9 protein-coding genes and 1 CRISPR repeat array are annotated in these 13830 nt (G+C 53.9%); of the genes, 8 read left to right on the top strand and 1 reads right to left on the bottom strand.

Annotation, left to right across the window (positions count from 1 at the left end; genetic code table 11):
* Positions 1–848: 848 nt before the first annotated feature.
* Genes cas3 through cas2e form a run of 8 tightly spaced genes read left to right on the top strand, consistent with a single transcriptional unit; the run spans position 849 to position 9300 of the window.
* On the top strand, positions 849–3512 hold the full coding sequence (gene cas3 / locus PGR79_RS05580; RefSeq protein ID WP_113372939.1) for a CRISPR-associated helicase Cas3': 2664 nt from the start codon (positions 849–851) through the stop codon (positions 3510–3512).
* An 11-nt stretch (positions 3513–3523) separates the two neighbouring features.
* The gene (gene casA, locus PGR79_RS05575) at positions 3524–5080 is read left to right on the top strand and encodes a type I-E CRISPR-associated protein Cse1/CasA (protein ID WP_113372938.1); all 1557 of its coding nucleotides are present in this window, start codon (positions 3524–3526) and stop codon (positions 5078–5080) included.
* Positions 5077–5631 carry a type I-E CRISPR-associated protein Cse2/CasB gene (casB, locus tag PGR79_RS05570; protein ID WP_113372937.1) on the top strand — a complete coding sequence of 185 codons (555 nt, stop codon included), beginning with the start codon at positions 5077–5079 and terminating at the stop codon, positions 5629–5631. Before casA ends, casB begins: the two co-directional genes overlap by 4 nt.
* Positions 5632–5642: 11 nt before the next feature.
* Complete coding sequence (gene cas7e / locus PGR79_RS05565; protein ID WP_113372936.1) at positions 5643–6701, top strand: type I-E CRISPR-associated protein Cas7/Cse4/CasC; 1059 nt, start codon at positions 5643–5645, stop codon at positions 6699–6701.
* A 10-nt stretch (positions 6702–6711) separates the two neighbouring features.
* Entirely contained in the window at positions 6712–7458 is a 747-nt protein-coding gene (gene cas5e / locus PGR79_RS05560; protein ID WP_113372935.1) for a type I-E CRISPR-associated protein Cas5/CasD, read from the top strand.
* On the top strand, positions 7440–8090 hold the full coding sequence (cas6e, locus tag PGR79_RS05555) for a type I-E CRISPR-associated protein Cas6/Cse3/CasE (protein WP_113372934.1): 651 nt from the start codon (positions 7440–7442) through the stop codon (positions 8088–8090). The genes cas5e and cas6e overlap by 19 nt, the downstream gene beginning before the upstream one ends.
* Complete coding sequence (cas1e, locus tag PGR79_RS05550) at positions 8087–9007, top strand: type I-E CRISPR-associated endonuclease Cas1e (RefSeq protein WP_113372933.1); 921 nt, start codon at positions 8087–8089, stop codon at positions 9005–9007. The genes cas6e and cas1e overlap by 4 nt, the downstream gene beginning before the upstream one ends.
* Positions 9007–9300 carry a type I-E CRISPR-associated endoribonuclease Cas2e gene (gene cas2e / locus PGR79_RS05545; protein WP_047044269.1) on the top strand — a complete coding sequence of 98 codons (294 nt, stop codon included), beginning with the start codon at positions 9007–9009 and terminating at the stop codon, positions 9298–9300. The genes cas1e and cas2e overlap by 1 nt, the downstream gene beginning before the upstream one ends.
* 96 nt (positions 9301–9396) lie before the next feature.
* Positions 9397–11621: direct repeats of the CRISPR family, unit length 29 nt; unit sequence GTGTTCCCCGCGCCAGCGGGGATAAACCG.
* A gap of 56 nt (positions 11622–11677) precedes the next feature.
* On the opposite strand, the gene PGR79_RS05540 is transcribed toward cas2e, so the two are convergent.
* Positions 11678–13720 (bottom strand): hypothetical protein, encoded by a 2043-nt coding sequence (locus PGR79_RS05540; RefSeq protein WP_113372932.1) that lies wholly within the window; start codon positions 13718–13720, stop codon positions 11678–11680.
* Between the last annotated feature and the right edge of the window lie 110 nt (positions 13721–13830).

The raw sequence follows: 13830 nt of genomic DNA, 5'->3' as shown, positions 1-13830 counted from the left end.
GACTGGCGTATATGAATTATGTCACATGAATATATGTATTAATTTTATTGCACCCATTAATTTTATAAACGCCTGCAATATCACGTTATCAATTATATGCTTAATGGAATAAGGCTTGTTATTTTTTTTGAGATAGCGTGTTGTCGATGAGATAAAATGTATTCGCTTAACATGAACAAGTCAATGTGGTGTCTTCATCAATATTGTGATGTAATCATGCGCGGTTATGATTAGGGTGTGGAGTATATGAATTTCTATTTATTAACTTCAATTTTATTCTTTTTATAGGTTGTTAAATTTCTTTTTATTTCAAATGAATGCGTGTGTTTGTTCGTTTTTTGATTTTACATATTGTTCGTTTTTCCTAAATTCACTTTAGTACGTCGAATGGTTTTATTTGCTTTGCTCTCATTTTTTTGAAGAATGTGTTTAACTCATATTAGTTATTATGGGTATGTTGATGGCGAAGATGGCGGGTGATTTTTATTGTCAATAATAATCCGAGTGAATGCTTTTGTAAGTGATATTGCTAAATGTTAATTTATAATTTTGAAATTTGAATTGTTGAGTTTTGTGAATTTAGAGATGATATTTTTCTATAACATCATCTTTGTATTAATGAGGTTTCATTGTTTGATGTTTAGACTGATTCATATCATTTTTCATAAGAATGTCTGTTTTCCTGGTCATGATATTTGTGTTGATGCGGTTGTTTGATTGGTTTTATGAATGTTATATGGCTGTTTATGTGTGTGAATAATAAGTAATTATATTGAGGGAGGTCATCTTTTAAATGGTTTAAAAGAGTAAATTGCATATTCGATTTTTATTATACCACTGGATATGCCGTGTCAATTTATAAGCACTGGGGGAAAACCCGACGGGGAGATGCTGGCGGAGGCGACGATTATCACCTGCTATGCTGGCATTCTCTGGATGTAGCCGCGATGGGCTACTGGATGGTAAAGAATAACATTTATAGCCTCGCGGATTATTTTCGCCGTCTGGGCCTCACCGATATTGAGGCTGCCGCTCAATTCTTTGCCTGGTTATTATGCTGGCATGATTGTGGAAAGTTTGCCCGTTCCTTCCAGCAACTCTATACCAATGACAATCTTGCCGCGGCTGTCGAAAGCCGTCGGGACTATGAAACAATACCGCATTCAACGCTGGGTTACTGGTTATGGAACACCTGTCTAAGCGAATGCCCTGAACTATTCCCTAACTCCCGGCTTCCTACGCGAAAGCTTAAACGCGTTATTGCAATGTGGATGCCGTTAACCACCGGACACCATGGGCGTCCACCGGTGGGGATGCGCGATCTGGATAATTTTCTTCCCGCTGATATTGAAGCGGCGCACGACTTTCTGTTGGCCATTAAGGCGCTGTTTCCGCGCGTTAATATTCCGCCGTGCTGGGATGACGATGAAGGTATTGAACAGTTCAACCAGCTGTCGTGGTTTATTTCCGCTGCGGTCGTGCTGGCCGACTGGACGGGCTCCTCGACCCGCTTTTTCCCGCGAGTTTCCCAACGCATGCCGCTGGAAGTTTACTGGCGGAAGGCATACTCGCAGGCAGAACAGGCGATGCACGTTTTTCCGCCTGCAGCGGCGGTTGCGCCATTTAGGGGAATAGACGCGTTATTTCCTTTTATTCAGCACCCTACGCCGCTTCAGCAGGCGGTACTGGATCTGGATATCAGTCAACCGGGGCCGCAGTTGTTTATCCTTGAGGATGTTACCGGCGCAGGTAAAACGGAGGCGGCGTTAATCCTGACCCACCGTTTGATGTCTGCCGGGAAGGCGCAGGGGCTGTTTTTCGGTCTGCCGACCATGGCTACGGCCAATGCCATGTTTGAGCGTTTAGCTCAATCGTGGCTGGCGCTCTATCAACCCGGCGCGCTTCCAAGCCTGATGCTGGCGCACAGCGCACGCGGCTTGATGGATAGCTTTAATCAGACCATCTGGTCCGGCGATTTCTCCGGTTCGGAAGAGCCTGATGATGCTCAACCTTTTAGCCAGGGCTGCGCCGCATGGTTTGCCGATAGCAATAAAAAAGCGCTGCTGGCGGAGGTGGGCGTCGGTACGCTCGACCAGGCCATGATGGCGGTGATGCCTTTTAAACATAATAATCTGCGGTTGCTGGGGCTTGACAATAAAGTGCTGCTGGCCGACGAGATCCACGCCTACGATGCTTATATGTCGCGGATCCTGGAAAGCCTGATTGAACAACAGGCGCGCAGTGGCAATTGCGTCATTCTGCTTTCCGCTACGCTATCGCAACAGCAGCGCAATAAGCTTGTGACCGCCTTTAGTCGCGGCAGCGGCTATACCGCTGACGCGCCGTTATTGGGTTATGAAGACTACCCTTGGCTGACGCAAGTCGCAGGTCAGGAGATTATTTCCCGCCATGTTGCGACCCGCAAAGAGGTTGAGCGCAGCGTAGATATCGGCTGGCTGGATAACGAAGACGCCTGCCTTGCCCGTATCGAGCGATCCGCCAGCGAAGGGCGTTGTATCGCCTGGATACGCAATTCAATCGACGACGCCGTGCGCATCTATCGCCAACTGCTGGCGAGAGGTGTGATTCCCGCCGAAAAAATCTCTTTATTTCATAGCCGATTCGCCTTTTATGACCGCCAACGAATTGAGACGGAAACGCTATCGCAATTTGGTAAGCGCGGTTGCTCGCTACGGGCGGGGAGGGTGCTTATTGCCACCCAGGTCATAGAGCAGAGCCTGGATATCGATATGGACGAAATGATCTCCGATTTGGCGCCTATCGATTTACTGATTCAGCGTGCCGGCCGCCTACAGCGCCATATTCGCGATCGTCACGGTCGGCTGAAGGACGGCGGTGAAGACGAGCGTGCAGCGCCACAGTTAATGATTCTCTCCCCGGAATGGGATGATGCGCCACAAGCAGAGTGGCTGAGCAGCGCGATGCCCAACAGCGCTTATGTCTATCCCGATCATGGCCGTCTGTGGCTGACGCAGCGCGTTTTGCGACAGCAGGGGGCTATTCGGATGCCGCAATCTGCCCGATTGTTGATTGAATCCGTTTACGGGGAAGATATCGCCATTCCCGACGGATTAGCGAAAGCAGAGCAAACGCAAGAGGCGAAATATTATTGCGACCGCGCGTTTGCCCATCAAATGCTCCTGAATTTTAAGCCGGGATATAGCCCCGATAGCAGTGATTTCCTGGCTGACAAACTCTCGACCCGCCTGGCGGAAGAATCAGTCACGCTGTGGCTGGCGAAAAGCGAAGGTGGACAATTGCTGCCATACGCCTGCGGCGCGCATCCGTGGGAAATGAGCATGTTACGGGTACGCGAAAGCTGGTGGCGTAAACATAAGTCAGAATTCGCGCTTCTGGACGGTGAACCGCTACAGCGGTGGTGCGTAGAGCAGCATCAGAACCCGGATTTCGCCATCGTGATTATGGTAACGGATTCACCCGCCTGCGGTTATTCGGCCAGTGAAGGATTAATCGGAATAATGGAGGTATAGCAGCTAACCACATGAATAATTTCTCTCTTTTAACAACTTCCTGGCTTCCGGTCCGTTATCGCGATGGCATCACGGGTAAGCTGGCGCCGATCGGGTTGGCGGATGAAAACGTGGTGGATATCGCCGCCACGCGAGCGGATTTACAAGGCGCTGCCTGGCAATTCCTGGTGGGGCTGTTGCAGAGCGCGATGGCGCCCAAAAACCGCAAGGGTTGGGAAGATATCTGGGAAGATGGGTTATGCGCGGAGACGCTCGCCGCGGCATTAGCGCCGCTGGAGGCTGCCTTCCAGTTTGGCCCGGATGCGCCCGCATTTATGCAGGATTTCGATTCGTTGGCGGGAGGGGAAATACCGATTGCTTCTCTGTTGCCGGATGTTCCTGGCGCGCAGACTATTAAGTTTAATAAAGACCATTTTGTTAAACGCGGCGTCACGGGGCGCTTTTGCCCGCACTGCGCGGCGCTGGCGTTATTCTCACTGCAGCTTAATGCGCCGTCGGGAGGCAAAGGCTACCGCACCGGGCTGCGCGGCGGCGGGCCGCTGACCACGCTTATCGAACTGCAGGAGTATAAAGGTGAGCGTCTCACCCCATTGTGGCGCAAGTTGTGGCTCAACGTACTACCGCAGGATGCCGCGGATATGCCGTTACCTGGCGCCTGGGATGAGTCTGTTTTCCCATGGCTTGCTCCGACGCGCACCAGTGAGCAGGCCAGCGCCATCACCACCCCTGAGCAGGTTGATAAGCTGCAGGCGTACTGGGGAATGCCGCGCCGTATCCGTCTGGATTTCGTCTCCACCCAGCGAGGGAGTTGCGATATCTGCGGCAGCGAAAGCGATATGCTAGTCAGTCAAATGGCGGTCAAAAACTACGGCGTAAACTACGATGGCTGGCGCCACCCGCTCACGCCGTATCGCCTGGCGCTGAAAGGCGACGGCGGCTTCTTTTCAGTCAAACCACAGCCCGGCGGGCTTATCTGGCGCGACTGGCTGGGGTTAAGCCAGGACAATCAAACGGAAAACAACAGCGAATTCCCGGCCTTGGTCGTCAAGGCGTTCAACGCGCGCGGCCTCAACAATATAAAAGCCGGCTTGTGGGGATTCGGCGCCGACTTCGACAACATGAAGATTCGCTGCTGGTACGAACATCATTTCCCGCTGTTGATGGATGAAAGCACGATCCCGCATTTACGCAAAGCCACGCAAACCGCCATACGTCTGCTTAGCCTGCTGCGCAACGCGCTAAAAGAGGCGTGGTTTGACGACCCCAAAGGCGCGCGCGGCGACTTCAGCTTTATCGATATCGATTTCTGGAACCAGACCCAGCCGCGCTTTTTGAATCTCATCAACGAACTGGAGGATGGCCAACCCGCGCAGGAGCGGCTGGATAAATGGCAAAGCGAGTTGTGGTTATTCGTTCGTCGCTGCTTTGACGATCGCGTTTTTACCAATCCCTATGAAAACAACGATCTGGCGCGCTGCATGACCGCGCGAAAAAAATATTTCGCTACTTCGGACGAAAAGAAGAGTGCAAAAGCCGCCAGGACTAAAAAGCAGGAGGCTGCGCAATGAATGTTGTAAGTGATGAACATAAGGCCACGCTGCATCGATGGCATGAAGAGCTGCAGGAGAAGCGTGGGCTGCGGGCCAGCCTGCGGCGTAGCGCGACGCTGAACGATGTTTGTCTGTCGGAAGGCTTCCGCTCCCTGATGATGCAAACGCATTCTCTGTGGAATACCGAGGGGAAGGAGTGGCGCTTTACCGCGTTGGCGCTGGTGGCGGCGCTGGCGGCGCAGGTGAAAACAATTGATGAACGCCAGACGTTCGCCGCTCAACTAGGACAGAAAACGGGTGATAACCCGGTGATGTCGAGGCTGCGGTTCGCCCGGCTTTCGGCGGTCAAAACCCCCGACGAGCTGCTTCGACAACTGCGCCGTGCGGTAAGTCTGCTGCACGGCTCCGTCAATTTGTTGTCGCTGGCAGATGATGTCTTTCGCTGGTGCCTGGAACAAAACGATTTACTGAATCACCGCCGCCGCCAGCAGCGGCCAACTGAATTTATCCGCATCCGCTGGGCGCTGGACTATTACCAGGCGGGTGAAGCCAATAACGACGATCAATAAGGGACTATCAGATGACCACATTTATTCAGCTTCATTTACTGACTGCTTATCCTGCCGCTAACCTGAACCGCGACGACACCGGTTCCCCGAAAACCGTTGTGCTTGGCGGCGCGACGCGTTTGCGCATCTCATCGCAGAGCCTGAAACGCGCATGGCGTACTTCCGAGCTTTTTGAGCAAGCGCTGGCCGGCCATATTGGCATCCGCAGCGGCCGCATCGCCCGCGAGGCGGCGAAGATCCTGATGGAACGAGGTATTGAGCCGAAAAAAGCGGTCGAATACGTCAAGAATATAGCCAAGTGCTTTGGCAAGGTAAAAGAAGAAAAGAAACCAAAAGACGATTTGACGAATGCTGAAACTGAGCAACTGGCACATATCAGCCCGGCAGAGTTCGAGGCGGTAAAAGCGCTGGCGCATCGTTTGGCAGAAGAAAAACGCCCGGCGACGGAAGAGGAAGCCGCACTGTTACGCCGTGACCGTATGGCTGTCGATATCGCCATGTTTGGCCGCATGCTGGCCAATAAGCCGGAATTCAACGTTGAGGCTGCCTGCCAGGTGGCGCACGCGTTCGGTGTCAGCGAAACGATCGTCGAAGATGATTTCTTTACCGCCGTAGATGATCTACGCCAGGCATCGGCGGAAGACGCTGGCGCAGGCCACTTAGGCGAAACGGGTTTTGGCTCGGCGCTGTTTTATACCTATATCTGCATTGATAAAGATCTGCTGGTAAAAAACCTCAATGGTAATGAAGAACTGGCGAACAAAACGCTACGCGCCTTCACCGAAGCGGCGCTAAAAGTCTCTCCAACCGGCAAACAGAACAGCTTCGCCAGCCGCGCCTACGCGTCCTGGGCGCTGGCGGAAAAAGGTACCGATCAACCGCGCTCACTGGCGGCGGCATTTTATCAGCCTATTAATGGCGGCGATCAACTGGGTGTCGCGGTGCAGCGCATTACGACCCTGCAGGAAAATATGAATACGGTCTACGGGCAGCAGACGGCATTTCAGCGCTTCGATGTAATGAATAAGCAGGGAAGCATGAACGACGTGCTTGATTTCATCTGCGCGTAAGGGGCGGCTTATGAGCCAATATTTGGTTTTTCAGCTTCATGGGCCGATGGCGTCGTGGGGCGTGGACGCCCCCGGCGAAGTCCGTCACAGCCATGAGCTGCCATCCCGGTCTGCGTTGCTGGGGCTGTTGGCGGCGTCATTAGGGATCCGCCGCGAAGAAGAGCAGCGGTTAAGGGCCTTTAACCAGCACTATACCTTTTTGCTCTGCGCCAGCCGCGAACCGCGCTGGGCGCGAGACTATCACACCTTACAGGTGCCGAAAGAGGTGCGTAACGCGCGCTATTTCAGTCGCCGTGAAGAGCTGCAGGATCCTGAACTGCTCAGCGCGCTGATCTCCCGGCGCGATTATTATACCGATGCCTGGTGGATGGTTGCCGTTGCGGTTACGCCGGATGCGCCTTACACGCTGGAGCAGTTGCAGGAGGCGCTGCGCCATCCGGCATTTCCGCTGTATCTGGGGCGCAAAAGTCATCCGTTGGCGCTACCGTTAATGCCGCTGCTGCTTGCGGGCCACGCTGCGGATGTACTTCGCCAGGCTTATCGCCAGTATCAGGAGAAATTTAGCCTATTGAGGCTTTCTCTGAGGCAGTTGCAGGATCAATGCTGGTGGGAGGGCGAGCACGCCGGTTTAGTCGCGAACAAAATACTGCGCCGTCGCGATTGTCCGCTGAACCGCCAGCAATGGCTGTTCGGCGAGCGTACCGTTAATCAGGGGCCCTGGCTTAGTAAGGAGGAAACGTGTATCTCTCAAGAATAACGTTGCATACCGGCCAGCTTTCTCCCCCACAGCTATTGCACCTGGTGGACCGCGGTGAATACGTCATGCACCAGTGGTTGTGGCAGCTTTTTCCCGCAGAACAACAGCGGCAGTTTTTGTATCGGCGCGAGGAGCTACAGGGGGCGTTTCGTTTCTTTGTACTGTCAGCGCAGCTGCCTGCCAAGAGCGAGATTTTTGAGATCCAAAGCCGCGCGTTCAATCCGCAGCTCCGTGTCGGGCAGAAATTGCGGTTTAGCCTGCGGGCAAACCCAACGATTAGCAAAGCAGGCAAACGCCACGATTTGCTAATGGATGCCAAACGGCAGGTTAAAGGGCTCGTTGAGTCTAAGGACATCTGGGCGCATCAACGGCAGGCCGCGCTGGACTGGTTAACCCGGCAGGGCGAACAAAGTGGATTCACTTTAGCGGAGACCGACGTGGATGCTTATCGTCAGCAGCTGATACGCCGCGAAAAATCACGCCAGACGATCCAGTTCAGCAGCGTGGACTATACCGGCACGCTGGTGATTAACGATCCAGCGTTATTTTTGCAGCGGCTGGCGTCGGGATACGGTAAAAGCCGGGCTTTCGGCTGTGGAATGATGATGATCAAACCCGGAGATGACGAGTGACCTTTGTGCCGCTAAATCCCATCCCGCTAAAAGATCGCACGTCGATGATCTTTCTCCAGTATGGGCAGATCGATGTGCTGGATGGCGCATTTGTGTTGATCGACAAAACCGGGATCCGCACCCATATCCCGGTAGGGTCGGTAGCCTGCATTATGCTGGAGCCGGGAACGCGGGTTTCGCATGCAGCGGTGCGTCTGGCCTCGACCGTCGGGACGCTGCTGGTGTGGGTAGGGGAGGCTGGTGTACGGGTATACTCCTCCGGGCAACCCGGCGGCGCGCGGGCCGACAAACTGTTGTACCAGGCTAAGCTGGCGCTGGATGACGATTTGCGGCTGAAAGTGGTGCGCAAAATGTATGAACTGCGTTTTCGCGAGGTGCCGCCCGCGCGGCGTTCCGTTGAACAACTGCGCGGCATTGAAGGATCCCGCGTTCGCCAAACCTATGCGCTGTTGGCGAAGCGTTACGGGGTGAAATGGCACGGGCGTAATTATGATCCGAAAGATTGGGCCAAAGGAGATATCGTCAACCAGTGCATCAGTGCGGCGACGTCGTGTCTGTATGGAATTTCAGAGGCGGCGATACTGGCGGCTGGCTATGCGCCAGCCATCGGTTTTATCCACAGCGGCAAGCCGCTTTCGTTTGTTTATGATATTGCTGACATTATTAAATTTGATGCCGTGGTGCCCAAGGCATTTGAGATTGCCGCTCGTCATCCTGCTGAACCGGATAAAGAAGTAAGGCTGGCCTGTCGCGATATTTTCCGCAGCACAAAACTGACCGGGAAACTGATTCCGTTGATTGAAGAGGTGCTGTCGGCAGGGGAAATCGAACCGCCTCAACCACCGCCGGATATGCTGCCGCCGGTGATCCCGGAGCCTGAATCAATGGGTGATAGCGGGCATCGAGGGCATGGCTGATGAGTATGCTTATGGTGGTGACGGAAAATGTTCCTCCTCGTCTGCGAGGGCGCCTCGCTATCTGGCTGCTGGAGGTTCGGGCGGGAGTCTACGTTGGCGATACCTCAAAGCGGATCCGGGAAATGATTTGGCAGCAGGTGATACAGCTTAGCGATTGCGGAAATGTGGTGATGGCCTGGGCAACGAACAGCGAATCTGGTTTTGAGTTTCAAACCTGGGGAGAGAACCGCCGCATGCCGGTAGATTTGGATGGCTTACGACTGGTTTCATTTCTTCCCATTGAAAATCAATGAGTTGAATGTTCTTTAATAATGTGAAATTGTTGGAATAAAGTTGGTAGATTGTTGGTGTCTTAAAAAGACATTAAAAAACAGTCATATATGTTTAGTGTGTTCCCCGCGCCAGCGGGGATAAACCGTTGCCTTAAATTCCTGCCAGTGAGGCGCGTATGTGTTCCCCGCGCCAGCGGGGATAAACCGCTGACCGAGTTATTAAAGGATGCTGGTGACTGGTGTTCCCCGCGCCAGCGGGGATAAACCGGTTTTGGGGAAATTAATCCGGCTTTGGGTGTGGTGTTCCCCGCGCCATCGGGGATAAACCGACCGACGGGACAGAACCATAAATAGGGTGAATGTGTTCCCCGCGCCAGCGGGGATAAACCGACCGACGGGACAGAACCATAAATAGGGTGAATGTGTTCCCCGCGCCAGCGGGGATAAACCGGCGGCACTTACGTATGTAAAGAGCTGGTTTACGTGTTCCCCGCGCCAGCGGGGATAAACCGATCTCTTACGGATCTGTCTGCAGCGGCGTCGAGTGTTCCCCGCGCCAGCGGGGATAAACCGTCATCGGTAAAAACCAGCCGATCTCCTATGTTGTGTTCCCCGCGCCAGCGGGGATAAACCGGAAACTTAGCTGTACCGCGCGCGCATAGCCGCGTGTTCCCCGCGCCAGCGGGGATAAACCGGCCTCGGCAATTTTTATCGCCGAGTCTTTGCTGTGTTCCCCGCGCCAGCGGGGATAAACCGGCCGCTTTGGTGTTGATCTGGGCGTTGACGGCGTGTTCCCCGTGCCAGCGGGGATAAACCGATGTATATCAAAATCGAGATATAGTAAAAACAGTGTTCCCCGTGCCAGCGGGGATAAACCGGACGTCAGGAAATTTGAACAGGCGCTGGCGTGGTGTTCCCCGTGCCAGCGGGGATAAACCGTTTGCGCGGTGCTGGCGTACACGAAAATTCTTGTGTTCCCCGTGCCAGCGGGGATAAACCGGAAATATTAATTCCCCGCGCTTTTGCTGCGCCGTGTTCCCCGTGCCAGCGGGGATAAACCGCGCTGGGATGATATGCGCCGCCTGGCGAAGAAGTGTTCCCCGTGCCAGCGGGGATAAACCGCAGGGAAGTACGCCGAATCATTCTTCAGTGGTGTGTTCCCCGTGCCAGCGGGGATAAACCGTACTCAGACATAGTGATCCAGTAGGTACGGATGTGTTCCCCGCGCCAGCGGGGATAAACCGCTCCGTGAAATCCAGCTCCAGGCGAAGCTGGGGTGTTCCCCGCGCCAGCGGGGATAAACCGACACAGAGGAAAACCCCCGCCCGCTGCAGCGTGTGTTCCCCGCGCCAGCGGGGATAAACCGTGGTAGTGATCCACCAGCCAGGCGAGGCAGACGTGTTCCCCGCGCCAGCGGGGATAAACCGCAGGAGACGGCCAGCCGCAGCAACGGCGGCGTGTGTTCCCCGCGCCAGCGGGGATAAACCGCAGTGTTTTTGTAGTAGACCATCACTGTGGATGTGTTCCCCGCGCCAGCGGGGATAAACCGTCGGGTTTCTGCTGGTGGGGTTTGCTGTTCATGTGTTCCCCGCGCCAGCGGGGATAAACCGATTGCGGATTTGTCGAATTTGCCGTTAACAATGTGTTCCCCGCGCCAGCGGGGATAAACCGGCGGCGGCATGAAAAACGAAAGCGGATTAACAGTGTTCCCCGCGCCAGCGGGGATAAACCGAAGCAGCAGATTTCACCCTTCGTGTGTTCGACGTGTTCCCCGCGCCAGCGGGGATAAACCGACCACGGTGGGGATTCTTTTGGTCACTGATGGGTGTTCCCCGCGCCAGCGGGGATAAACCGTTCTTAAACAGGTACGGCCAGACCAGAACGCGGTGTTCCCCGCGCTAGCGGGGATAAACCGCAGGATATTGATGTCACCACGCTGGGATCGGAGTGTTCCCCGCGTCAGCGGGGATAAACCGCGATTCCACTTCTTCTTCCGTGCCGATACTGAGTGTTCCCCGCGCCAGCGGGGATAAACCGGTGCCTAATCCGGCATTTTCACGCCTCTCACAGTGTTCCCCGCGCCAGCGGGGATAAACCGCGTCGCATCTTTCAACAGTATCCCAAGCCATTGTGTTCCCCGCGCCAGCGGGGATAAACCGCGAACTCAGCCGCGGAATGTTCAGCTCACTGAGTGTTCCCCGCGCCAGCGGGGATAAACCGTGGTAACAAAGACCGGAAATATATATTAGTGCGTGTTCCCCGCGCCAGCGGGGATAAACCGCCGTGGGAAGTGCTCCACCGGCTGGAGCTGCCGTGTTCCCCGCGCCAGCGGGGATAAACCCTAGTTTTGTTTTAGGTTACGATCGCCACTTCTCATTCCCATTTCATTCTCGACTCTTTAGCTTTTCCCACTAACCTTTCGCTCAGAAAAATCCGGAGATGGGCATTGTCGGCCAAATTTCTCAGCCCAGGGGAATGGCGCCCCGTTTTTCACGTAAAGCTGGTACAGCCGCTTAACTGATTGTTGGTCGCTCGAGACCCAGCTGCTGGCATTGCAAAGTATAGCGGCATAGGCCTGAGATTTACGCGGAAGCAAACTGGCTGCTTTTTCAGCAAATTTTGCCGCCCTCCAGCGATAATGCTCCACATGGTTAAAGGGTTTGGTTCCTGATTGCTGTATGCGATATTGCTCCTCGCTACCAACCCAAGAATTTACTCCAGAGATATTGTTTATGGCGTCTGCGCAGGACAGGTACGTATTTGCGTCACTTAAATACTTTTGGTCAGGCTCCAAAAAATAGCTCATCAGGTTGTCGCCATGCTCGCGTAGAATGACCGCAGCCTGCCACCAGCCCTCGGCTTGGTCGATTTTAGAGCCGCTTTCGGGAAGCGTATCAACAAATGACTGTGCAAGCTGGCGGTCCTGCTGATTATCAAAATAGGGTAAGGCTTTTTGATACTGGCCATCGCGCATCAGGCGATGGGCGAGGAGGGTGCGAAATTCGATACCGTATGTATCTTCCTTATCGCGCTGTGGATTTTGCGTTTGTGGCGAGTCTGATGGCGGAAAATATTTGTCTACAAATGCCGTTAACTCTTCTATGGTGAGTAGCCGCTCGCCAATCCAGAACGGGCCTCGCCAGTAGTATGTTGGGCGATACATCAGCTCCATCGCTTGAGGGTAGTTATTATTTTTTAACGCCAGTAATGCTCGCTCGGCGCTAATTCGCTCACTCGGAATCTCATATGAGTACTCCTCGATTGCCATATTGAAGAATGGGTTTACCCAATTCTCTCCTTCCACGGGAAGTGAGCTGGCCGCTTTTTCGTACCAGACTGTCGCTTTTTTTACATCACCTTCACGCAATGCCATTTTAGCCCGCAGCCATGATGTCAGCATATTCTCTTCCGCATGTTGTAATAGCTGCGTAACCGTAGAATATTGCCCGTAACGGTAGGCCAGGGCGATAAGATGAACATCCGAAGGCAAATCATCATTGGCCGTTTTTAACAGCGCTGCCACCACTTTAGGGTAGTAAGCGCCAATCTGAAAGATGCCGTCATTGGCTGAAGCATCAACAGGAGTGGCGTTCAAATGGGCAATAAGCAACTGCCGGATAAGCGGGTCAGCAATATGCTTTTGCAGAAAAACTTCATTTTCCGGATGGCTTATATTTTCGGCAACTTGATATAGCCGTACGCTGCTGGAGAGCGATCCCTGCGCTGCCAGCCGGGCATAAAAATGGGCTTCATCGATAAAGGCGTCCGTTTCGCTTTCGCTCGCGATACGGGCCTGTTGCCCTAGACTAGCCAGGGAAAGTAACTGCGGATCGTCCTGGCCGTTACGGACAGCATCGATAATTTGCTGAAAGAGAGCAAAGGCCTCTGCTGATTCAGGACGGCTAACCTCAATATCTCTAGTGTCGGGCAAGGCTTCCAGATCGCTTAAGCTGGCTAGTGGATTCTCCTGGATTAAATCCTGCCCCAGCGCAAAAAGCGCTTTTAATCCCCATTCGCCTTGCCGCTCCGCTGGCAGCGCAAGCAGCTGGCGGAAATATTCACGTGCTAGTTCACGATCGCTGTCATACGCAACGGCGCCGAGCGCGTACAGGCGCTCGGCGTCGGGAAGGTTAGCGGCCATCTTCTCGGCGGCCTCTACTGAGCCGCTATCGAGGATCGCTTTCAGCTGGGCGCCCTGAGCGGAAGTGGCGAGCTTATCTTTGGCGGTGTCGCGCCATTGCGGCAGGAGCGGGTCGGGCGGTAACAGGTGGCTGCTGACAAAGGCAAAGTTGCCCTGCGGCAATTCGAGCAGGCGGGCCTCGCGGTTAGTCAGAAAAAAATAGTCCGGGCATTCCGACAATGGAGATTCGCAGGCGTGGCCGCTGGCTGCACCAAGCGCGGCGATCAGAAATACAGCCAGAGACAATTTGCGTAAAGGCATGTTGCATTCCTTGCTAAGAAGCCTGGCATCCTGCCAGGCCGTTGCTTAATGTTGGCTAAAACGACATAACGTCTTAAGTAGAGACAATATTGTTAATGGGCGACGCTATT

It is taken from the genome of Klebsiella sp. 141161, assembly GCF_050600815.1.
In the GTDB taxonomy this organism is placed as follows: domain Bacteria; phylum Pseudomonadota; class Gammaproteobacteria; order Enterobacterales; family Enterobacteriaceae; genus Klebsiella; species Klebsiella aerogenes.
This window is presented reverse-complemented; position numbering and strand designations above follow the sequence as displayed.